This is a genomic window from Moorena sp. SIO1G6 (genome assembly GCF_010672795.1).
Taxonomy (GTDB): domain Bacteria; phylum Cyanobacteriota; class Cyanobacteriia; order Cyanobacteriales; family Coleofasciculaceae; genus Moorena; species Moorena producens.
In genome coordinates this window covers 1-22,139 of the sequence record NZ_JAAHFZ010000060.1, presented here as the reverse complement: position 1 = coordinate 22,139, position 22,139 = coordinate 1, and the positions used below count along the sequence as shown (strand labels likewise).

Here is a 22,139-nt window from a genome sequence, read left to right as displayed (position 1 = left end):
CAGTAATGGCGACTAAGAAGGGAGGGTCTCCCATTATTGAGGGAGAGGTTTTGAACTTAGGCTAGTGTTGATACTCCCCCAGGCAATAGGAAAGAAGGTGGGAATTGAATTGTCGGAGGGTGTGACCATCACTAATTCCAAGGCTGCGCAAGATTAGCGCTATCATGGAGATTCTGCTGTATGGCAGACAATGCGAAGCCTACTTAAATCTGTGCGATCGCGCTAATGACTGAGGAACTGCGATCGCACGGGTTTTTTACGAGTTAACCCAAGATGCTTGAGGGTCTTTCATAGAATTTGATTTGGGCTATTGACCCAATGGCTTCTTTTAAAGCAATGGCACAATCCCGGTCTATGGTAACCATGATTATCCGTTCTAGCTCGTCTAGACACATGGTTTGATGGACTTCGTAGACTAATGGCTGTTCTTGTAAGCAAAATGCATGGTCAATAAATTGCAATTGGGTCAATTGCAAAAATTCATACCATTTTTTCATTTCTTCGGGCTGCTTGTCTTGGAGTATGTCGGGGTAGTTAGACCACCTTCCTTTTTCCTCAGAAGACAAATTCTTGAAGAATCCACTATTAAAATATGCTTCTTTATCTTTAAGGAAAGTGTTGCCAATATTGGCTTTGCTGATTTCGTGAATATCCCTGTTGGTAATAGATAGGTCATTGAATGACACGACATCAAGGTCTTTAGCTTGATTAGTAGTTATGAACTTGAGTGCTTCGTAGCCAAAAGATGTTTCCAGCTCGGTCGTGTAGTAGAGAATGCGATGGGCTTTATCTACCCATATATGGTAACTTTGGTGAGCGCTATTGAGGTACTTGAAAATTTCATAACGAATAGCGGCTGCGAAATTTTGGAATTTTTCATATTGCCAGGGCTTGAGACTAAGATCGCCCCTCCCTTTCTTTGGAGCGATGGCTGTTTGTATGACAGGCCGAAGAGGTACGGACAAAACCTTGGCTTTTGTAGCTAACTCACTATATTTGGCGTTAGCATTTGCTTGATACTTAGATACGAAACAGGGAATGCCGTTTAAGTTAAAAACGGTGTATAGGTTTTTTAGCGGGGGCAAAGACATGAGGTTTAAGTAATAGTTCTAAATGTAGGATGCTTGCTAGCTCTACATTTAGAACTATAGCAGCATCTATAGATGCTGTCAAATCCTTTGATGTAAAGTTTTGTTAACTTGATGGATTAAGAAGCGCGGCTTATGGTTGAATTAAGTTATGTCATACTATAGCCAGGCTCATGTACTACATTGTTTTTCATTGCATCAAGAAAACTGGGGACGAATTAATCCATTGCCCTGATGGGATTGCCGCCGCCTCTGTTGTTTTTGCTGCGCTAAAAAAATGCGATATTTTAGATGAAAATATTCAAATACTTGGGGATGTTCATCGCTCTAGTAATGAATACGAGCCGATTCCCCCCTTTGACATATATCCATTTGTTAAAGATGATGGTGTTTGTATTATTGATTTCTCTTATCCTGCTTCTTGGATGAGGTACTGGATAGATGAAGGGGTAGATTTAACAATTATTGATCATCATGCTGATAAGTTTAATGAATTAAGTCAATTTAGTCAAGCTATCTTAGACCAAACGGAATGTGGGGCAACCTTAGCTTGGAAAGAATTTTTCCCTAATACTCCTATACCTCACATTCTTAAAGATGTAAAACGCCGTGATATCGGCTTTGACGGGTATTATGAAGGACTGATTCCTCAGTCTGAAGCCTTTAACGAAGGGTTAGCTAGTTGGCGAAATGCTTTTGGTAGTACTTGGGATTTGGTAGCGGCTTACTCCAGCTTGATAATCCGATGCGCTGTTAAACCGGCGTTCGAGGATGGTGTTTACGCGGCTTTATTACCCTTAGGGGTAAAAAAAATGGAGTATCGGGACAAAATAGTTGACGAAGCATGTAGTCGGTACAGTTTCAAAGGGATTTCAGATGGAGAAAAGTCTTATTTAGTCCCCTACGTTTTTTTGAATGAGGCAGAAGCACGATATGTTTCTGTAATTGGGAATGCATTAGCTAAGCGCTACGCTAAAACATCATTTGCTTGGTGTGAAACTAATAATGGCCATAACTTACGGTCTACCAAAGATAGTCAAGTTGATATCGTTCAACTTGCCAAATATCATGGCGGAGGGGGTCATCCCCGAGCCGCAGGCTTTTCTAAATTAACCATAAATCAACAAAAAAAAGAGTAAGTTATGGTAAGATAAGGTGTTCTCTATATATGCTGCAATTTTTGATAAAGTAGTTAGGTTATTTAAAAATTAATTAACTACTTTATCAATTTTTATTAGGTTTTGAAGCCCGCCTGCTGCAAGCTAATCCCCTAATTAACTGTCTAAATACTTCGAAAGGTGAGGGATGGCTTGTTGATGTAATTTCGAATCGGAAGGAATGTGGGCATCCAATAGGGTTTTAAACTTCAAAGCAATGTCTTTCAATTCTTTTTCTGAATGCTCTTTGGTCAGTTCTTTGAAAAGACTATCGTCATTGGGCAGTACCTGATAAATATAGACTAAATACAACAGCAACTTGTCTAACTGGCCATTAAATCGTGATTTGTCGTAGTGGTCAAGAAGTATTTTTAAATATTCTTTTACTTTTAAGTATTTTTGTATCGAAAATTGAGGGAATTTAATTGTAGGCTTATTAGCCCATTTTGTATTTATATGGCTGTTAAGTTCCTTTTCAACTCGATAGCCGAGGACTTTACGTCTTAACTCAGCAAGATTTTTATGTTTCATTGTAATGAAATGAATGTGATGGTTTTTCTTGTTCATGGTGCCGCCGCTTGCTTTCTAAGTCTGCTAACGTTTTGCTAGCGGTTTGGAATTCTTGCCAGTAGTATTGATTATCTGTCGTTTCTTGGCTTGGATCAACCATTTCCCATTTGGCCAAGCAATATTGCCGATACCGAGCAACCATCCCTATTTTAAGAGCGGTTACAGCCTTAGTAATGGATGAGATGGGGTGGTCGATGGCTAGCTTCTTAGCCTCTGTCATCTCAAATAATGAGCTAACTAGGGAAGTATGGTTAGATATGTTTGATAATGTCCAGGCTGTTTTTACGCCCTCGATGACAACAGCGGGGGGGTCATTTATGGCCACTGTTCCCTGCTCATGGAGCTCGGTAATGGTTTGCCACAGTAACCGGTGATGGGAGAACACAAGCAGAATCTCTTCTTGATCAATGACCTCTGCGATCGCACTTCGCTGGTCAGGGCAATGCAGGTAAATTTGGAGCAGCAGTTCCTCAGCTTTTCTAGTCAAAGTGGGGGGCTGGGTTAAAGGTGATTCCCGCTGCGATCGCACTGTGATTGCCCTACGATTTTGGAGGTGAAGGATGGGGGGTCGGGGCTTGTGGCTATCGGATAGTAAATTTAACTTGGCTTGCAAGCTTTGGATGTAATAACGAATTAGGCCAGGCTCCCCATTAGCTAATCGCTGAGCGCAATAACAGATGTAATGAATGAGTAACGCTCGGTCTTTGATTTGCTTCAGTAGATTGGTAGTGTTTTCCGCTGCGTCTTGAAAGTGGTCCGAGCGGGACAAGTCTTTCCCAACGAACTGCTGATTGATCTGCCAATCTAGAGCTAGTGGCGCTTCATTAATGAGTCGTTGGTAATGCTCCTGAGTTTGTACCCCATGGGTTAAAAACTCATCCGGGTCTTTCCCTGTTGGGAGAGCCAAGACCCGAAGTTTGGTCACCAAGCCATTGGGATCGGGGATGGCTTCATTGATGATCACTCGGGTTAAGGCAGTAACCCCAGCGGGGTCCCCATCAAGATTCAGAATAATCTGGCCTGATGGGGCGGAAGCTAAGCAGCGTTGTAGTTGGGGACTAGTTAGCGCAGTACCTAAACACGCGACGGCTTGGGAAAATCCATGGCGATGGAGCGCGATCACGTCAAAGAAACCTTCTGTTATTATGGCTTGGTTTCGTTTGCAGATGGCAGATTTAGCCTTGTCAAGGCCAAATAAAATCTTGCTCTTGTGAAAAACTAGCGATTCAGGGGAGTTGAGATACTTTGGCAGGCTGCCGTCAAGACTACGGCCTCCAAACCCAATGACCCGACCCTGGGCGTCATGAATCGGGATGATTACTCTGCCTCTAAATCGATCGTAGTACCTCCCTTCTTTGCCGGAAACGATCAGCCCGGCTTTGCTAACTAAATCAATTGGCCACTTTTTGGTCACTGTCAAATAGTCATAGGTTTTTTGCCAACCGGGCGGGGCATAGCCCAACCCAAACTCACGAATGATTTCATCAGGTAGATTACGGTGCGATCGCAAGTACTCCAGTGCTTGCGCCCCATCCGGTTGGCGTAAGTTGTGCTCATAAAAAGCTTTGGCCAATGCCAAGACTTCATACAGTTGGTCTTTGAAAGAACGTTCCCGCTCAATCTCTTCCGTTTGCTTTTTCCCCACCCAGGTGACCGGGACATGATACCGGTCAGCCAAGCTAGTCACGACATCAGTAAATGATTCTTTGCAGTGCTCGGTTAAAAACTTAATCGCATCCCCTGCTGCTCCACAACCGAAACAATGATAGAGCTGCTTAGCTGGGTTGACCGTGAAGCTAGGGGTTGTTTCATCATGAAATGGGCAAAGACCAACATAATTTTTACCACGCTGCCGTAATGTGACATGCTCTTCAATCACTTCTAATATACTGGCCTTTTCTTTAATGGCTGCAATGGTAGCAGGATGGATTTTCGGCATGATTCATTTATACTAAGAGGTGGGTTACATACAATCTCTAGTAATTTTATAAGAAGCCGCCTTTCCCGCTGGCTTCTTATTATTTTTGAATGGCTAGGGCTTGTTAATGGCTGCTTAAAGAGTTGCTATTAGAGCTCAAACGAAGGGGTCTTGGTGGTTATAGCTGCTGTTAATGCCTCGTCAGAAGCAGGGCAGCAACAGCAGTTATAAAAAATATTAAATATTTTCAAGCCCATACGCTTAAAGGCATGCAGCTAATATAGCACATAAAGATGCTGGTTACAACTCTTGATTTTTGTCAATAGTACGGGTAGGATTAGAACTAATCCTACCCTAGAGGGCTGGGGGCTTGATGAACCCTCCCCGGCGAAAGGAGATCACTATCTAAGAATAGACTTCCAGCAGCTCAGACAATATACTATAGAGAGAGATCAGGCGATGACTGCAAAATTAATTCCCAAATTCTGGAAAAAGTTGAAGAAGCTGAAAATATTGGTTAACCGAAGTCTTGAGAGCTTCGAAGGGTTTTAAATTGGGGGAGGTGGGAGGAGACGTTGGTAACTTAGCTTAATCAATATTCAACAGCCGTAATCAAAAAATGCGATAGGCTTCGACTCCTATTACCAACCCGAAAACACTGAATGTTAAATTTAACAGAGATTCTTAATCATGAAACAACCAGGACGCTTTGAGGCAAAAGTGGAACTTGATAACAATGACCGAGTGGTCTCTGCATGGGTAAAGGAAATCAAAAACCCGGGGGAATGGCCACGAGAGTATGGCTTGGTAAAGACTTTTCGTGGTTCCAAAGCACAACGGTTTAGCAATGAGTTTGACCAGGTTCGTAAGAAAAGATGGGAAACTGATGATGAAACATTGCCCCAGAAATTTTTCGAGAGGAAGTGGAAGGGTCTTAAGTTATGACTTAATGACATCAAGGGTAGTCTGAACATGGCTTTGTGTTTAAAAAGGGATGTTCAGACTATTTAGAAAAGAGGTAAGAGCGGGGGTAGGAGGGGTTAGTAATAATCAGAATTTGGGGATGAGGTGCGATCGCAGGCTTTTTTGTTCTCTTTCACAATCAGGTAGATACTGGTTTTGCCTATACCCAGCATTCGGCTTATTTGGGCATAGGAATAACCCTCGGCCACCATCTGTAAAACCCTGGGTCTTAAGCGATTAGATTTTGGCTTAACCCCTTTTTGCCGACCTATCGGTACTCCTCGTTCTTGTGCAAGTTTCATTCCGGATCGGATCCGCTCTCCTAGCAGATTTTTCTCAAATTCTGCTATGGAAGCCATAACAGAAGCGATCAATCTCCCTTCCGCCGTCCCCAAGTCAAACTGCATTCCGGTGAGTGCGATCACAGACACGTTCCAGTGGGAAAGGTCTTGCAAAGTTTTGATCAGGTCAAGGGTGTTACGCCCCCAGCGGGTTAGTTCAGTGACTAATATCCCGTCAATAAACCGACCTCGGGCTAATTGCATAATGTAGCGGCGCTTAGCCCGTTGATCATTTGACCCTGATTCGACTTCCTTCCATACCCCGAACACTTCATGCCCAGCACGCCGGGCGTATGCCAGTAGTTCTTCCTCCTGGCGGTCACAGGACTGACTAGCGGTGGAGACCCGACAGTAAATCGCAACTTTCATGTATCAGTTAAGGCTCTCTTCTAAAAAGAGGCTTAAACGCAGTAATTCCGTCTTTTTTTACTGTATCAGTTAAGCTGTACCTTAACTGATACAGAATTTTGGAGGCGGCAGGCGTAACGGGGATGACATTTAGCCATCTCCATGGTAATCAACGAACTACCTCTTACTTTAGCTGGGACTATTTCAGTCCCATGGTCACGTTCCTGGTCTTAGAACTACTTCCGCCTTTCGAACACTCCACTGCAATGCGTGGAGGAGGGGGGGAATTAGTTTTTTTGAGAGATTAGATGCGATCGCTCTTAAGTCCACTTGATTTTCTAATCCGGAAAATAAATTATCTTCTCACCCGATTCCACAAAGTAATCATTGAAGAAAATTTGATTTACTTCAATGATTAATGCCTTCGGGTAAAACAAAAGAATTGCAGGATGCACCCTCCTTTTGTATTTAATGGGGGGGTTATAGGAGGATTGAAAAACTCCCCATCCTTCATATCCAAAATCGTAGGACAATCACAGTGCGATCGCAGCGGGAACCACCTCTAACCCAGCCCCCACTCTGACTAGAAAAGCTGAGGAACTGCTGCTCCAAATTTACCTACATTGCCCTGACCAGCGAAGTGCAATCGCAGAGGTCATTGATCAAGAAGAGATTCTGCTTGTGTTTTCCCATCACCGGTTACTGTGGCAAACCATTACCGAGCTCCATGAGCAGAGAACAGTGGCCATAAAGACCCTCCTGCTGTTGTCATCGAGGGCGAAAAACAGCCTGGGCATTATCAACATATCTAGCCATACTTCCCTAGTTAGCCCATTATTTGAGATGGCAGAGGCTAAGAAACTAGCCATCGAACACCCCATCTCATCCATTGCTAAGGCTGTAACCGCTCTTAAAATAGGGATGGTTGCTCGGTACCGGCAATATTGCTTGGCCAAATGGATATAGCATAAGTTGCACTGTTCTTTATGAGCGGACTATTCACCAGATACTCAAAAAAGTGGAGGGCGCTTTTGAGTATCTGGTGAATAGTCGAAGGGATTGGATCTTTCAGCCATTCAGTGCAGCTGCAAAGGCATAGAACTTTGAAGATTTGAACTATTATTGACCAAAGAGGTTATGAAAGATGACCAGGAAGGCGTTTCTTTGGGCAGTCCTTCGAGCAGCCCATTAGGCATTTTTCAAATAAAGAACGTTTGTTAGTTTTATTTTCTGATTTTAACAGAGTTTCTCCGCAAAGTTTTTTGAGAGGGGGGAGAAATTCCTAATGCATGAAAAGGGTATCCAAGGTCATTTAATGACAAGGTGTTGGGGGGCTTGAACATGTAACATTTCTTTACTTAAATTTATGCTAAATATGGTTGACAGCATATATAGATGCTAGTACAGTTTAAATATTGAAGTGTTACTAACTTCTTTCCTTATTTTGAAGGTTGCCAGCATGAGTCAACAGTTTCCAGTAAGTCTTTATACCGTTTATGATTCTAATGAAACCCCATCTTTGATAACATCCTCTAAAAAGGTTGCGCTTGAGCATCACAACGCGTTAAAGGCAAAGACGAGCCAAGAGCTGCCAACTATTCGTAAAGCAACTTTTTTCAGCAATTCTAAAGTATTTCAATGCTTAAAAAAGCTTGTTTAATCTCATGTTCATTCACCCCTTGTATCCATGACTATTAACAAAAAAGTTGATTACTCTAAATCGATAGAATCATTGATTACGCTTTGCGAGCACTTGAGCAATACTCAGGTGGAATCCTTTGACTTTGAAGAAAATTATAACGTCTATGAGATGGCCTATTTGGAGCTATCACATTCAGATTATTCCGATCGAATGGTCGGGGATTTCTTTAAAGAAGCAGATAAACACTCGATATTTCCCAGTCCCAGTATTTCAGAGGCTATAACAGTTAACCACAAAACATTGTTTAAGTGGCTTGATTATTTATTTGTGTACTGGGCTAATCATCGATTTTTGCTTGAATTACCAGGGGGCTCTTCTAATGAGCATTGCCTGTCTATGTCTGAGCACCTTGAAAGAGATATTCGGGTAGGAGTAAATATTTTCAAAGTCAGGCAATATTTAAATTATGAGGTTTTTTTACCCTTGCATGATAATGACTTTAATTTATTTGTTTTTGACCCTACTAGAACTCTTAAGGTGGGCGATACGCCCCTGTTCGATCGTTTTCAACTTGGGAGCATTATAAAATACATAGATACATTGAAAGTGGGGAATTTTGCTCAACTATTAGGAAGCTGTCTTAATGGGCTAAAAGCAAATAGTGCTTACTTAGAGCAGTCGTACTTAAAAATGTGCAATTTTTTACATGCTTCACTTCCATGGGCTAATTTGCAAGGGTGCCACCTAGAAAAGTCATCATTTATAGGGGCAAATCTTGAAGGGGCTTATTTTGACAGAGCTTACATGTTTAAGTGTTCTTTAAATAAGGTTAACGCCGTTAATGCTTCGTTTGCTTATATTAATGGGAGCCAAGGTTTTTTTGAATCGGCAAATTTTAAGGGGGCGTCATTTATAGGCTCCAACTTAATCGGGGCAAATTTTCGATGGGCAAATCTTGAAAGGGTTGATTTTCGTCGCACCAATTTAACCGGTGCATGCTTAGAAGGGGCAGATCTATCTGGGGCTAGATTTGATGGTGCTGACTTAACTCGTGTTGTTTGGTAAGCTCTAACTTTTCAAAGGGGGAATCTGTCTTTTAGCTGGGATTCTCCCTTTGAAATCGATTATGTGTATAGGAGAAAAATGAAAAACGGATTCACGTCATGGGCTAAAGAGTTGTATTACCGCTATGGCTGGTTGAAATTCCTTGAACATGGTCAACCGGACACTGATGGACTATGGGATTTGGTCGAACATGACCGGAAGATTGCAAGACGCTTGACTGATACCAGACGTGTTCTGGCTAACGCCAAAGGAGGAATTTCTGAAGCTAGATTAGAAACTTTGAGGGAGTTGCTCCATGGTTGGGCTTCCCATGGCACTGCTTCCCTAACCTATAATGACCTCAACTATTATTACACTGCTTTGATTGAAGTATTTGATGGGAGTATATGGCTTGATACCCCAACAAGTGATAAAGTTTACTTATTAGCACGCAAATTAGGCCACCCTGCTCTAAGTAATTGGTATTTAGAGCCCCACTTAAAAACGAATTTGTTTCATTTATTGAACAAAGTGTTTCGTTCTCAAATTGAGGAAGGGTTTTTTGCCCTTGATCATATTGCCCCTAACCTGGCATATTGCCAGGAAATGGAAGATAGGTATTGGGAGATACATTCGGTTGGGCTGATTAACCTATTTGCCCTGCTTCTGGTTTTCAAGGGTGGCCGTCTTTTAAGGGAGGATGTCAACGAAGACCTTATTTTCGAGATGGATAACTTCTCTGAAAAACTGTCAGGGCGCAGATTTCGAGATTTTATTAATTGGGTTAATTGGATTTATCCATATACATTTTCGATTGTCACCGAAAATGCGATGACTTGCTTAAGTATTTGCAATCAATCCCTATCTCAGTGTCATTTACCAGAAATAGACTTCACTGATATCAGATGCGATCGCGCTGATTTTTCCGAAGCAGTTCTCAGTAATTCTGAATGGACTTATGGAATTTTGGATGATACCGACTTTTCTAGAGCTTGCGCTCAGGGGATGCGGCTAATCGAAGGTCGTGGAACTAACTCGACTTTCACCAAAGCGAAGCTCCCATTAGCAGAGTTTTCGAGCGCAGAGCTTTTGATCTGTGACTTTCGCGCAGCTGATCTGCGCTGTACTTATTGGAAAGATGCCGATGTTCAGTATAGCCAGTTTCAAAAAGCAACACTTACCTTAGCTCAGCTACCCGAAACATTTTTACGGGGATGCAGCTTCCAAGGTGCCAACTTGACTGGTGCTATTTTCAAGAATGCAACATTGGTGGATATCAACTTCCAAGGGGCCAACTTGACTGGTGCGGACTTCCGAGGGGCTAATTTTACTCAAGTTAACTTCCAAGGGGCTAACTTGACTGGGACTCAGCTACCTGATGTTCACCTTGATGATTGTTTCTTTTCCTAAGTTCCACGCGTTAGCCATTAACACTAGTTAACGTGGTGTCATCACAAGATTGAGGAGCCCACTGTTCGGCTTTGTGCATGGTGTAGTAGAGTCGAACAGCTTCACTAAGTTGGATTTCGGCATTATCTGGAAGCAGCACCTCTGACGTAACACGTTTTTGGTTGACCAGGACTCCATTTTTGGAAATATCCAAAAGCGCCCATTGTTCCCCCTGCTTCTTCAGAATTAGATGAGAACGGGAAATAACGGGGTCATTAACAATGATCCCATTTTCTTGTTGACTTAAATTACTCTCAGGATTTCGTCCTACAAAGTATTTGTTGTAATACATTGGGATCACTCGGCAGCTATTGTCCTTAAAAAAGATAGCTAGTTGATGGAAAGGGACTTGATTTTTGTCAAAAAATAAATCGCTTGCTAATTGGGCTTTTAATTGAGCTACAGCTTCTGAATCTTTATTGAAATGAAACCATTGCAGTCGCTTGATTACTGATGGGATATATTCAGAGTCAGACAAGTTTAATAAGCATGGGAAAATCCGCTTATGCATATATAAAGCCGCTAATAGCTCTTTTTGGCATTGAATGCTATAGAAAGAATTAGCTGTTACAAAATACATGAAGTTGCCGCATTCATTAATGCCTTGCATTATTTTTTCTTCCCAATCTTCGCCAATAAAAATATCAAGCTTATCAATCCATATTGCATTTCTACAAAGATTGAGCGTTTGGAGCAGTGGCTTGATTGACGATAAATCTTTATGAGAATAACTAATAAAGGTTTTATGCATATAGATTGACCATTGAGCTTATTATTTTGAATCTAGGTTATAATTTATTAATCCACCTTCGTGAAAAGCCCTAATTTTTAGGGTAGCCATTAGAGTGGTGGAGCTCACCAAAAATACGTACATTTAACCTTTTATTAAGTTTTTAGTTATATTGTGACTTTCTTAACCCTCTATCAAGCTGCTAAATGCCCGATATCATTCGCTCTCCCTGAGGTAGAAATACCTATTTGGAAAACTCATTCCTGCTTCGACCGAGATAGTGGTTGTTTATCGGTTAAAGGGCTATCGTTGCTTTTAAACAACAATGTCATATTGGATGATGAGCTTACACAATGGGCTAGCGTTCTTCCTCCTTTAGAAATCGGTTTCAGTTGCTGGCATGCGATCACTGTTCCAGCACTGCTAGAGCTGACCAATCAAACAATAGGCATTTTCGAAAGGTTTTTGGTAGATAACCCTGATGTAAAGGAAGCCTTGTCCAAAGCCCAAATCAACTATTATGATGATGACATGTTTGAGGAATCAATAGGACCAGCAGAGGACATTTTTTTTCTTCATCAAATGGCTTTATTCCTAAACTATGAAAATAGCCCTTTTTCCCAGAGTTTGCTTAGGCTGTGCGCCCACCAGTCTTCCCTTAGAGTCAACCTATTTCTAAGGACTAAGCAAACCCATTTTATTAATCATAAGGATAGTGATATCTGTACTGGTATGGATATGGAGCTTTATCGAATGGCTGCTTTTTTACTTCAAAATGATGTCAACGGACAATGGGCTCCTTTTTAGGAACATGACGGATTTGTAGTTGTTAATACTTCAAAAACAAGAAGTACAACCGATTTGCTGAAAATTATCCAAGACGCCATGTTATACTTTGTATAGGTGCTTCCATTCCTTATCGCTTCGATAAGGCGAATTAATGGAAACTTCTAAACTGTTTTTGTAATAGTCATGCCAGCCTCATCAGATTTCTTATTCAAGGGGAAAAACGGCTCTGCGAGGCTGGTTTCGTAATTCGACGTAGTTTAATACCACAAAACTCAGCGATCGCACGTAACCGTTCCCGAGCTGCGGTAAACCGAATGCCATCCCCAGAATTGGCATTCCAAATAGCCTTGATCACTAGCTTTTGAACCTTCATCGGTTTTGGTTTGTGCCAAAACCAATACACCCAATCCACTTCGTGTTGGGTGATATCCCCAAAAGGCTCCACAGAGTCCGTAGGGCGGAAGTCCTTAATGCTTTCAGGGGTTGGCTTATCGCATGCTATAATCGCAGTTGGTGATACTGAGTTATTTTGTCTGTATTCTGCGATCGCACCCTTGATCGAAATGGCTTCCGGGTCGTTGTCTGGCTGATGACCAAATGGGATGGCTCTCATGTAATGAGGCTTTAAGTAAAAACGTAACCCCCCCCGGATTTCCACAATGTCCGGGATTTTTTTTAGCTGCATTTGGATTCGGATGTGGCTTAGAGTTTTTTTAAATTGCTCCTTCCCCCCATCCCTGGGCTCAAGATTAACGTAGATATAATCTTCCCCTTCATATAATCCAAACATGGTACAGAAGATCCCGTATTTAAAGAACAGGATTTTCATTAACTCCCGAGCTGCGCAAGCTGCTGGGTCTACTCCCTTGGGGAAATTAGGCTGTTGGAATTGGGAGATTTGCCATGATGCTGCTGCTAACTCAGCTTCCAATCCTTCAATTGTTTCCTTGTAGGCTTCCTCACGCCTCGCGAACTCCTGCAAAAAATCTTGCTTGTCAGCCTCCAGTTCCTGGGAAATCTGACTAGCTTTGTCCTGTAACTCCAGCTCTTTATCGGCAAAAAGAGCTTTGATACTTTTTCGTTCCTCATCCTTTGCCTGCTCAAGAGCCGCCAATTCTTCTTGACTAGCTGCGATCGCGTCAGCTAATAGCTCTAAGTCTGACTTTACCTTAGGCTTGCGAATGCAATAAAGTACCCCGGTAACTGCCCCAATCGATTGAGCAGCTACCGCTGGTAAAGCATCACTATGGAGCAATGAAATGAAGACGCATAAATGGGTTAATCCCATTAGCAGTTTTAATGACTTTTGCCCTTTGGGTTGTTCTGTCGGCGGGCTTTCCATAGCCACCATCCTATTCCAATAAAAACGAAGACCGCCATTGTTGCGATCGCAACCAATGGATTAGTCTCCGCTACCAACAAAATGATCCGCAAGGCAATGAGTCCTACTAGGAGGCTAGTAAGACTGGGCATTGCCTTGTCCATTACTGGCCTCCCACCGAAATGCTAATCGGGGTACCAGTAGCTAGCAAAGACTCTTTAAGTCCTTTGGCCTTATTTTGATCCTTACTGACCTGGTAGGTCTTAATTTCGAGTTTGGTCTCATAATGAGCCCGCTTCAAGCCGGTCATTTCAGTTTCGTACCATACTGCATCTTGTGTTTGTCGAAGTTTCAACCCTTCTAGGACAACTTCCTGCCCAGTCCGCTCGGCTTTAATCGCTTCTCGGTTGGCTCGGTTAGTGACAACCTGGAGTTGATTTCGTTTAAAACGGACTGTTTCAGCCGCAATGCCTCCGTCCAGTTTGGCTAATTCAGCAATCGCTTGGCCAGGATTTAATCGAACGAGACTCGATGGTTGTGATAGCGCTAAGTTGCTCATGGTTTATGTTCCTGCTTTTGTTCGTGGATAGGCTGGGTAACTGGGACAAGCCAAATCACGATAGGTTTGACCATTAATGCAGCGGAAATTAATCCAATAATGATTTTTGATATCGTTTGGTGCCTGCTTACCCAAGCCAAAATATCGGGAGGAAGGGTTATGTGTTCCCCCCGAAAGCCTTTTTTGTCTGGTCCCGGAATTGTTTGATGCCCTCTGCTGTGTTGCTACTAAAGGTGTATGCGTATCGGGCTACTGCTGCGCCTGCATCTTCCTTTGCGATCGCATCAATCCAGTCTAAAAATTCCTTGCTAGATTCAGCCAAGTCCTCGATGTTATCCCCAGCCAAATCTAAATTGCTTAACGTCTCAACATTGTATTTGGTCGTTATTGCCTTAGGGGCTTCTACCAATTCCCCGGTGATAACCTCTACCGAATTCTCTGCAATCATGGGGCGGAGCTCGGGTTTTTCCTCCCACCGCATCTTGATGTACGCTTTTTTCGTTAACTTCTCGGGATTCGGTTCGATAACCGGATTCCCAATTATTTGGCCTGGTTCAGGAGGGTGGCGAAGAATCACCCCTTTTTTGTTGAGAACCAGCCGGTCCGGATGGCAATGTTGACGAATTAATACACATTCCATTAAGAAATCGTGATTAAAACGTCCTCCCTCCTTTAGGATTGTGATTGATGATTCATTGTAGATAGGCTGAATCGTACGCTCATTGTACCGCTTGCGGACTGACTCCCCGCTAACCCCTAAGAGTGCCCCTATCATGTCATAGGTATAAGTTACTTCTGGGGGGATTTTGGCTAGGGGATATTCTGAGATACTCAACAAATCATGGCTATTTAGAGATTTATTGAGCTTTTTAACTGTTTCGGTTCGTTCGGTTGATTTCATGTGGTTTACTGGGTAAAGGTTCATGTTGATGATGTTTACTGGGTCAGTATTCTCGTGAATAGCGACCTTCTAAGAGGTTGGAGGGTCGCTTTTATTCGAGATCCAGCGAACTTAAGAATGCTGCTAAAACCCCAATTGCACTGATGCATAGCCAGATTTGCCAAAACGCAAAAATCCAAAACTGAATGCGTAGCCGCCACATCATGAACCAGCGCTGGTGATTATCGATTGAATTTCGATATTTTGCCCATACCGATCGATGATGAACACTTCCCTCATGGCGGGTGTTCCGGCCATCAGGGAACACTCCATGGCAATAGTGGCAGAGCGGGACTACATCCCAGCCAGGAATTTCATATCCAAAAACTGAGCGCACAGGCTTATGAAGTAGAAACAAGCCAAAAATTATTCTAGGAATAGAGCGAGTGTATTTCAGATGATGAACACATTCTGCTTGGTGTAACGGGTTAAGGGTACAGCGGTTAAATGACTTGAATACCGCTAGCCGAGTTTTTCGCCAAATTGACGACTGGTAATAGGTTTGATCGAGTTGATTTTCAGGCATACTGTAATAGATGCTTTTTCAATGAAAAAGCAGATGGGTTGCGGCTTGCATTGCATTCTTCTAGGCGGTGCAAGCCGCTCTCTTAGATCTAGGGCATACCATAATGAATGGACAGCCTTGACCTAACTTAGTCAAAAGCTACAATCCTAGGCTATTGGGAGAAAGCAGCTAAAAAGCCCTTTGCTAACTCAATTAGCTTGGTTAAACCAAAGCTACCAAGACTATAGCGCTTGAACTTACGACCGAGCCAGACTGTAGCTCATGATTCCAGCTTGGGTAATCATGAGCTATTTGGCTCATATTAACACTATAATAGTATAGTAAATTGCTTGAAATTTCAAATGGCCAAAAAATACAACCAAAGTGTGGTCATGTCTTTGTTCCTATGGGAAATTCTTGGCCTGTTGAGTTGGCTTACCGGGCAAAGTCGCTCAATGCTGCTCCGCCAATACATCGTTGAGGCTATAACCAGCCAAGTACCTAAAATTAGGTCGATGGCTACAGCCTATGGGGAGCTGACTGGATTAACCCTTCCTGAGGTGTACTCACTGTATCAGCAAGGGAAGGATGCGTTGGATCAATCAATTGACGAAAACGAATCAACCAAAGATAATGATTCTGATGACGAGATAAAAGTTCTATTTACAGATTAGTCTGATGCTTGTAACTCATTAATTAATCAATCAATGAGTGCCATATATAATTTATAAATCACCGATTTTGTTATATTTACAAGCTGACCAGGATAAATTTACTGGTTGATGGTATAATGATTTTTGCCAAGACACATCTGCACTAGCATTTTAGCTTGCTCTCTTGCGATAAGTGTTTACATTAGATTCGACATTATTTCCCTAGCGAAGTCACTGGGAATTTTTTTTGTCGTCAAAAATGACACTGCTTCATTGGCAAAACATTGTTAGTGGGTTGGCTTAATTAAGCAATGGCCGACTGGCTAGCCAATGCTGCGCCCATTCAAATGGGATGCCAATCTGCGAAGCAATGCCCTGATCATCATGGTGATCACCAACATACAAACAATCTTGCTTGCGGTCAAGCATTCCTAGCTGGTCTATCGCAGCTGAAACTAATCCGGGAGATGACTTGCTGTATAAGCCACGATAGGAGGACAAATGAGTTACGTTAAGAATTTCATAGCCTTGTGCCCACAAACAAGTTTGACCAGCTAAGTCTGGACAAAATAGCACCCCTAAAATCTGGGGGAGCTCCTCTAAAAGATTGATTTGGGTATTAAAACAATCTTCCATTGCCCTTAACCCTAGCCCGACATCTATTTCATGACTAACGCCGACAATTAAATACCGTTTTTGAACATAAAAATTCAAAATAGTATCAATGTCATCACGTAACCGCTTGGGATTTAAGGGGTTTTGCCATAAAAAATCACTAGTGGGTTCGTAAAGGATTTGATTGCAATTAAGGATTAATAGACGTTCGGCTTGATTAGGGGCAAGTGATTTGAGATTCATTGATTAAATTTTTGCGATATTAATTAACTTGTGATAAAATTGCTTTGATTAATTATATCAATCATTATGGCAACAACTATAGCCCAGTGGTTTGGGGATAACGCAAAGATTACAGATGGGTACTTATCAATTCGACTAGGGGATTTAGGATTAGAGGGCGTTTCTGATGAAACTATCAATCCAGATCAGGTTATCGCCGCATTAATTTTAAACGGCCAAACCTATCAAGATGATAATGCGTTTAATGACCCCACCGTAGGGGCATTAATAGAAGAAACGTCCCAATCACTCTACACAAGAGGGGAAGGGGTGCAACACATAGGTTACATTTTCAATGTCACGCTATTTGCCCCTAGCCCCGTTTCCTCTCTAGAAGCCAAAAACGTAGTATAGCTATTAACATGACGGCAAAAACAACCGTTTTCAATACTAATATCAATAGCTCTATTGAATTTGCATCTGCCCTTAAAAAGGCTTTTGGTTATGCGGGATACAGCCTCTCGGAAGAGACTCACTCTGGAGCTATAACTCAGTTAGATTATGAACTTAGCTTGGACGTCACTACTTATACCCTTCATTATCGCTTAGAAATTGACGATTCTTTGAAAATACGGCAGCTTTTAGTTAAGGATAAGAACGGGGTTAATCCGATTTTATCCAAAGAAAGTGCTTGGGAAACTTATGAGCCGGGAAGCGTTGTATTTAATTGTTGTAGTCACAAAGAATTGCCTGTTGTTCTAGTCAGTCAAGAGGGGACGAGTGATTTCATAGTAGGGGCAGTTCGACCCTACAAAAAAGAGGATTTTTGGGATGAATCCATTTATCCCTTTTATTTTGTGTTTGAACGTGGGGATACTATTAATCCTGGGCTAAGCTCATTTGCCTCTGATCTCTCCCCTTATGGCAGGAATAGCTATGAGCTTCAAACCATCGCAGGACTCCACTATCCATCTTCTATTACTCAACAAATAGACTTAATTGCTGGTCTTTATCTATTTTCAGGTAATTCAGAAGGGGTGGCTGGGGAATTCTCTGAAGATGTTGGCCGATTTGCAGGGCACGGAGTTAAGCCTGGCAATATGGGTACAGCTAGTCCTACCGTGCGCTATTTATTTTTAACTGCTGGAGGGACGTCAGGCATTGCTTTGCGAACAGATTATCCGATTGAAGGATGAAAGTCCATTCTATTTCCCGAACTAAATACCAACTGCTCCGTGAATGCTTAACTAGCTTTCAACCATCCCTGACGGCCTCTACCAGGCTACTCCTTTCTGTCCCTGTTGCTCAATGGACTCAAAAGCTGGGGGAAAGGGATCGAATTCTCCCAGATATCCTACTCCGACCCTGGGGCTCTAGCCAGCGCATTCATTATCGCTTGGAGCAGGAAGAGGTTATTCCTCGTCCACCCGGACAAAATTTTGTCCGCCCTCGGCTAATATATCAGCCAGTTATCCGGGTAGCCCGAGAAATACGGACAGTTTCACATTCAAAATTGTCCGATGGCTACTACAAAATTAGCCGGAGTCAGCCAACGGAGTTAATCCGGCTTCGGGTGTGGCCGCAAATATCTCGTTATTATCAAGTCGCAGTTAGCGAGGTTCGATTTGATCTACCCCTTGCAAGAGTAATACGGCTGTACCATCGCATTGGGCTTTATCAACGTGTTGAAGCGGAGAGGAGGGTTGTTGTTCGATCATTGCGCGATCGCATTGGGCTTTATTCCCGTCAACAAGTTAGCCCAATGCGTTCCATCAAAGTTAGAACCATTTCAAAATCTCGGTATGGAGCTTTTCCCATTTACCGACTTTCCACTGGATGGCCCCCGCTCTTCCTAACCACTGTTTATTTCCAATCAAGAAGGCGGTACCCAGTATACAGCTACGCTCGCGGCTGGGGATGGACTCCTGCTCAAGAAATTAACTATGAGACAGCAATGGCAATTAGAATCCAACCATTGAAGCTTTACAAGAACATCGCGGTTTTTATTCAACCTGCTACTCCTGAGCCTCAAGTTATATACCCCTCTGAAAGCATTGAAGATTTGGCAGCCCATTACTTTCCTGGAGAGCCTGACTTGACAGGGTATTTACGAGCTGAATTATTTGATGCCAAAATCTTTTCTAAAATTCGTGATGATAGTTTAAGCCCCGTCCCTCTTCCATCCCTTTCATTAACAGCTTCAGATATTGAAAGGAGTCAAGCTATCCTTGATTTTCAATGGCAAAATCCTCATTATCTGATTCATGTCCTTCAGTCATCGTCTCAAAATCCAGACCAGTGGATTTTGGTTACGGAGTTTCCTGTTGTAAATATAGCAGGGACTCGGTACCGCGAGGATTCCATCAACAAAGCTTTAACAACCAACAATACTCAAATCAAGCTAGGGAAAGGCGGAAGGCTGGCTATCCAATTGGTTGATGATGGGTATGGATTGCCTGATATATACGATTATATTAGCGTTAGAGCTACTGTAGAAGAAGTTGTTACATTTACACAAGACCATTTAAATTTATACATCTAAGAATTTAAGGACATTAATTTAGCAATAAGTTTAGACGTGCTTAAATTAAAGGTTAGGCAAAGCTATTACTAAAATGGCAAAAACTAATCTAATGAGCAAAGCAATTAATAGAACTGCTAGCTATTAAGTTAAGATTAACGTTTAGACTAAATAATTTGTTTTTTGATTTTGTGTTAAAAAGGAATGTCTCTCGAAAATATTTTTGAGCGCGCAGGTGATTTTATTGGGGATTCCTATGAGCGTTTAATTGACTCAATCCCTTTTAAAGAAATGCCTGACTTAAACTTGGACAATTATGAAGTAGATGGGGGATGGGGGGTAGACCCTTCCCTAAATTGTGAGGCTAATCCCAACTCTCCCTATTGTGGCGGGTTAGCTGCATCTACTCCCGTTGGCTTTCAATTTGATTGGGTCAAGAAAAAGTGTAGTGCATTTATTCGTTTAGACACCACTTTGCTATGGTCAAATGGTCCATACATTCAAATTGACTGGCAAGACCCAAACTGTCAAAAGGAGGAGGAGTACCCGTTTAGAATTCCTATTGAACAATTTACTGAGCGTAGTCATTTTTATGATACCCCCGTTTTTGAATATCCCCCTTTTAATATAGACCCACCACTCTTTGAATATCCTCCTGGAGATAAAATCATCAATGATGTCGGCAACCCTTATAAAGGCGATGGTGATGATAACAACGGAGATGGTGACGATAATAGATGTGATGGTTGTCGGGCTTTATGGAAAGCTTATTTGCCTATCTTACGCGAAAGACAAAAGGAGCTAGCTGAACAAATAAAGCGGTTTAATACTGAGATGATGCGGACTTATCAAGCCATTATGAGTTCAGATAGGGCTCCGGAGAAAGGTCCTTCTTTTTGTAAAGCATTTGCAAAAAGGATACAAGAAAAGATTGATGCAGGTGGAGGGGCAGGGGCATTTATTGCTCCTACAGCTTGGGTAAGAGAAGAAAGTACTCATGAGTCCTATGAATCTCGTGGGACTTCTTATCTTGCTATTTATGGAACACCAAAGAACTGGGGATTACGGTCTGCTAGTACTGAAGAAGGGGAACTGGTATCTCACGGCAGAAAAATTTCCGATGCTTGTATAATTAAGCTTAACTCCTATTCCAAAATGAGTTTTCTAGGGTATTTTCATACCAGACACTGCTATGCCATGGGTTATCCCATCCCTGGAGGAGGGGGAAAAGTGCTGGGAACTACTGGTAGATCTATATGGCAAAAAAGTGGATATATTAGCGGTGAGCTATATTGCTATGATGACAGCTTGAAATTTTTAGGCTCATCTCCTCCTGGGCATTCTTCCCCCCCTCCATTGTCTCCTCCTCCATCAAAGCCACATTGCAAAGATTGTAGTTGCTCTGATCAAAATGCTAGTGTTAAAAGACTTCTAGCTCTTGTTCAAGAGCTTCGTCACCAAGTTTCATCTGACTAATTGTATGGATTGTTGTTGTCCTAGCCCTCAACAAGAGGCTATTCTAAATCAGATTTTAGTTGAGCTTCAAGGATTAAAATCTGAAATTGCAACAATTAAGGCTGGTCAAGCAGGGATTAACCAGGAAGAACGACAAAGCATTATTGATGAGGCTAAGCATGCAACTCAAAATTTTTTGATGCCCATGATGGGTACCATGATTGGTCAACGGACTGGCCCAATCATGGGGGCTGTTGAACAGATGCAACCCCGGTTTGGCGTGATAGAAGGGGGGCTCAAAGATGCCAAAGACGCTATCAGAAAGTCTACAGCTGATTTAAAAGTCATTGATGGAAAAGCTGGACAAGCCCTTAACCAGTCCAAACAAGCGTTAACTCAATATGCAGCACTAGCCGCTGCATTTGCTGCTGCTGGACTTACCATTGCTGGGGTGGTAATTCTTGGCCGTCGGGTGGATTCTGTGGAAGAAGCGCTCCAGTTTATTGCCACAGAACTCAACAACCGCATGCTCAAGCATGATTCCAATGCTAAAAATGCTATTCAAACAGTTGAAGCCAAAGCAGACCGAGCACAGCGAAATATTGATCAACTCTCCGACCAGGTAGGCTATTTACCTAATAAAGTCATTCAATTAAGTAGTGACACTGAAAAAGCATTAAGATATGCCGAATGGTCATGGGACAAGGTGGGCACAGTCTCTTTAACTGTTAATGACTTGAAGCGGTCTACCCTTGAATTAGTCAACAACAATAATGTAATCCTTAATCAAATTGATGACCTGTATGGCCGCGATAGACGCCGTAACGATCAAATTTACGCTAATTCAATTCGTGGCCAAGGAAATCAAACCACAATCAACTGGTTAATTAACAAGGTTGATCGCAATAATGATGACATTTATGAAAACCGAGTGCGATCACAGCAAGCCGCATCCCATGTTCAGCAAGCTCGGCAGGGGGTCAGTAACCTCACCACCCAAGTTCAACAGCTCAACCGCCAGCTGCAACTAACCACTGGGGTAGCTGAACGAGCTCTTCAGCAAAAAGCTCAACCGGGTCCTGCGGGTCCAGAAGGAAAACCAGGGCCACGGGGGGAGAAAGGGGAACCGGGAACACGTGGGGAAAAAGGGGAACAAGGATTGCCTGGAGCCCCTGGGGAGAGGGGGGAGAAAGGGGAACAAGGATTACGTGGGGAGAAAGGGGAGCCTGCTTCACTAACTGAAGTAATAGCTAACCGAGTGCGATCACAGCAAGCTCAGCAGGGGGTCAGTAACCTCACCACCCAGGTT

General features: G+C 42.5%; 23 protein-coding genes. 13 read left to right on the top strand and 10 right to left on the bottom strand.

All coding sequences use genetic code 11. The features are described 5' to 3' along the window. Window positions 1-263: 263 nt before the first annotated feature. On the bottom strand, window positions 264-1,091 hold the full coding sequence (locus F6K63_RS30735) for a hypothetical protein (protein WP_287314098.1): 828 nt from the start codon (window positions 1,089-1,091) through the stop codon (window positions 264-266). 170 nt (window positions 1,092-1,261) lie between these two features. Here F6K63_RS30735 and F6K63_RS30730 point away from each other — a divergent pair, with 170 nt between their 5' ends. Continuing rightward, the gene (locus F6K63_RS30730; protein WP_287314097.1) at window positions 1,262-2,227 is read left to right on the top strand and encodes a DHH family phosphoesterase; all 966 of its coding nucleotides are present in this window, start codon (window positions 1,262-1,264) and stop codon (window positions 2,225-2,227) included. A 135-nt stretch (window positions 2,228-2,362) separates the two neighbouring features. On the opposite strand, the gene F6K63_RS30725 is transcribed toward F6K63_RS30730, so the two are convergent. After that, window positions 2,363-2,776, bottom strand: coding sequence for a hypothetical protein (locus F6K63_RS30725; RefSeq protein ID WP_287314096.1), 414 nt, complete (start codon window positions 2,774-2,776; stop codon window positions 2,363-2,365). Further along, entirely contained in the window at window positions 2,766-4,754 is a 1,989-nt protein-coding gene (gene dnaG, locus F6K63_RS30720; RefSeq protein WP_287314095.1) for a DNA primase, read from the bottom strand. Before dnaG ends, F6K63_RS30725 begins: the two co-directional genes overlap by 11 nt. A 669-nt stretch (window positions 4,755-5,423) precedes the next feature. Here dnaG and F6K63_RS30715 point away from each other — a divergent pair. After that, complete coding sequence (locus tag F6K63_RS30715; RefSeq protein WP_287314094.1) at window positions 5,424-5,678, top strand: hypothetical protein; 255 nt, start codon at window positions 5,424-5,426, stop codon at window positions 5,676-5,678. Window positions 5,679-5,773: 95 nt separating this feature from the next. On the opposite strand, the gene F6K63_RS30710 is transcribed toward F6K63_RS30715, so the two are convergent. Next, window positions 5,774-6,406, bottom strand: coding sequence for a recombinase family protein (locus F6K63_RS30710; RefSeq protein ID WP_287314093.1), 633 nt, complete (start codon window positions 6,404-6,406; stop codon window positions 5,774-5,776). A gap of 660 nt (window positions 6,407-7,066) precedes the next feature. Between F6K63_RS30710 and F6K63_RS30705 the strand changes: the two genes are divergently transcribed. From F6K63_RS30705 to F6K63_RS30695, 3 genes are all read left to right on the top strand, one after another. Continuing rightward, the gene (locus tag F6K63_RS30705) at window positions 7,067-7,351 is read left to right on the top strand and encodes a hypothetical protein (protein WP_287314091.1); all 285 of its coding nucleotides are present in this window, start codon (window positions 7,067-7,069) and stop codon (window positions 7,349-7,351) included. Window positions 7,352-8,072: 721 nt separating this feature from the next. Further along, the gene (locus F6K63_RS30700) at window positions 8,073-9,092 is read left to right on the top strand and encodes a pentapeptide repeat-containing protein (protein WP_287314090.1); all 1,020 of its coding nucleotides are present in this window, start codon (window positions 8,073-8,075) and stop codon (window positions 9,090-9,092) included. Window positions 9,093-9,170: 78 nt separating this feature from the next. Continuing rightward, window positions 9,171-10,481, top strand: a complete 1,311-nt coding sequence (locus F6K63_RS30695; protein WP_287314088.1) for a pentapeptide repeat-containing protein — start codon at window positions 9,171-9,173, stop codon at window positions 10,479-10,481. A gap of 10 nt (window positions 10,482-10,491) precedes the next feature. On the opposite strand, the gene F6K63_RS30690 is transcribed toward F6K63_RS30695, so the two are convergent. Continuing rightward, window positions 10,492-11,271 (bottom strand): TIR domain-containing protein, encoded by a 780-nt coding sequence (locus F6K63_RS30690; RefSeq protein ID WP_287314087.1) that lies wholly within the window; start codon window positions 11,269-11,271, stop codon window positions 10,492-10,494. Window positions 11,272-11,583: 312 nt separating this feature from the next. Here F6K63_RS30690 and F6K63_RS30685 point away from each other — a divergent pair, with 312 nt between their 5' ends. Then, window positions 11,584-12,057: a hypothetical protein gene (locus F6K63_RS30685; RefSeq protein ID WP_287314086.1), complete on the top strand. Its 474-nt coding sequence runs from the start codon at window positions 11,584-11,586 to the stop codon at window positions 12,055-12,057. 190 nt (window positions 12,058-12,247) lie between these two features. On the opposite strand, the gene F6K63_RS30680 is transcribed toward F6K63_RS30685, so the two are convergent. The 4 genes from F6K63_RS30680 to F6K63_RS30665 all read right to left on the bottom strand — a co-directional run bounded on the left by F6K63_RS30680 (window position 12,248) and on the right by F6K63_RS30665 (window position 14,820). Continuing rightward, entirely contained in the window at window positions 12,248-13,381 is a 1,134-nt protein-coding gene (locus F6K63_RS30680) for a hypothetical protein (RefSeq protein ID WP_287314084.1), read from the bottom strand. Continuing rightward, the gene (locus F6K63_RS30675; RefSeq protein WP_287314083.1) at window positions 13,336-13,524 is read right to left on the bottom strand and encodes a hypothetical protein; all 189 of its coding nucleotides are present in this window, start codon (window positions 13,522-13,524) and stop codon (window positions 13,336-13,338) included. The genes F6K63_RS30680 and F6K63_RS30675 overlap by 46 nt, the downstream gene beginning before the upstream one ends. After that, a complete protein-coding gene (locus F6K63_RS30670; RefSeq protein WP_287314082.1) occupies window positions 13,524-13,919 on the bottom strand; it encodes a hypothetical protein in 396 nt (131 codons plus the stop codon). The genes F6K63_RS30675 and F6K63_RS30670 overlap by 1 nt, the downstream gene beginning before the upstream one ends. A 157-nt stretch (window positions 13,920-14,076) precedes the next feature. Beyond that, complete coding sequence (locus F6K63_RS30665) at window positions 14,077-14,820, bottom strand: hypothetical protein (protein ID WP_287314081.1); 744 nt, start codon at window positions 14,818-14,820, stop codon at window positions 14,077-14,079. A 228-nt stretch (window positions 14,821-15,048) separates the two neighbouring features. Here F6K63_RS30665 and F6K63_RS30660 point away from each other — a divergent pair, with 228 nt between their 5' ends. Both F6K63_RS30660 and F6K63_RS30655 read left to right on the top strand, forming a co-directional pair. Continuing rightward, a complete protein-coding gene (locus F6K63_RS30660) occupies window positions 15,049-15,234 on the top strand; it encodes a hypothetical protein (RefSeq protein ID WP_287314080.1) in 186 nt (61 codons plus the stop codon). 492 nt (window positions 15,235-15,726) lie between these two features. Continuing rightward, on the top strand, window positions 15,727-16,038 hold the full coding sequence (locus F6K63_RS30655) for a hypothetical protein (RefSeq protein WP_287314079.1): 312 nt from the start codon (window positions 15,727-15,729) through the stop codon (window positions 16,036-16,038). Between the two features lie 279 nt (window positions 16,039-16,317). Here the strand turns inward: F6K63_RS30655 and F6K63_RS30650 are convergent, their stop codons facing one another. Continuing rightward, on the bottom strand, window positions 16,318-16,875 hold the full coding sequence (locus F6K63_RS30650) for a hypothetical protein (RefSeq protein ID WP_287314078.1): 558 nt from the start codon (window positions 16,873-16,875) through the stop codon (window positions 16,318-16,320). A gap of 66 nt (window positions 16,876-16,941) precedes the next feature. Between F6K63_RS30650 and F6K63_RS30645 the strand changes: the two genes are divergently transcribed. From F6K63_RS30645 to F6K63_RS30625, 5 genes are all read left to right on the top strand, one after another. Next, window positions 16,942-17,268 (top strand): hypothetical protein, encoded by a 327-nt coding sequence (locus F6K63_RS30645; protein WP_287314076.1) that lies wholly within the window; start codon window positions 16,942-16,944, stop codon window positions 17,266-17,268. Window positions 17,269-17,276: 8 nt separating this feature from the next. After that, window positions 17,277-18,050 carry a hypothetical protein gene (locus F6K63_RS30640; RefSeq protein WP_287314075.1) on the top strand — a complete coding sequence of 258 codons (774 nt, stop codon included), beginning with the start codon at window positions 17,277-17,279 and terminating at the stop codon, window positions 18,048-18,050. Then, a complete protein-coding gene (locus F6K63_RS30635) occupies window positions 18,047-19,396 on the top strand; it encodes a hypothetical protein (protein WP_287314073.1) in 1,350 nt (449 codons plus the stop codon). The genes F6K63_RS30640 and F6K63_RS30635 overlap by 4 nt, the downstream gene beginning before the upstream one ends. A 270-nt stretch (window positions 19,397-19,666) precedes the next feature. Then, window positions 19,667-20,851 (top strand): hypothetical protein, encoded by a 1,185-nt coding sequence (locus F6K63_RS30630; protein WP_287314072.1) that lies wholly within the window; start codon window positions 19,667-19,669, stop codon window positions 20,849-20,851. Next, window positions 20,814-22,139: collagen-like triple helix repeat-containing protein (locus tag F6K63_RS30625; protein WP_287314071.1), on the top strand; the 1,326-nt coding region annotated here is incomplete at its 3' end. The genes F6K63_RS30630 and F6K63_RS30625, both read left to right, overlap by 38 nt.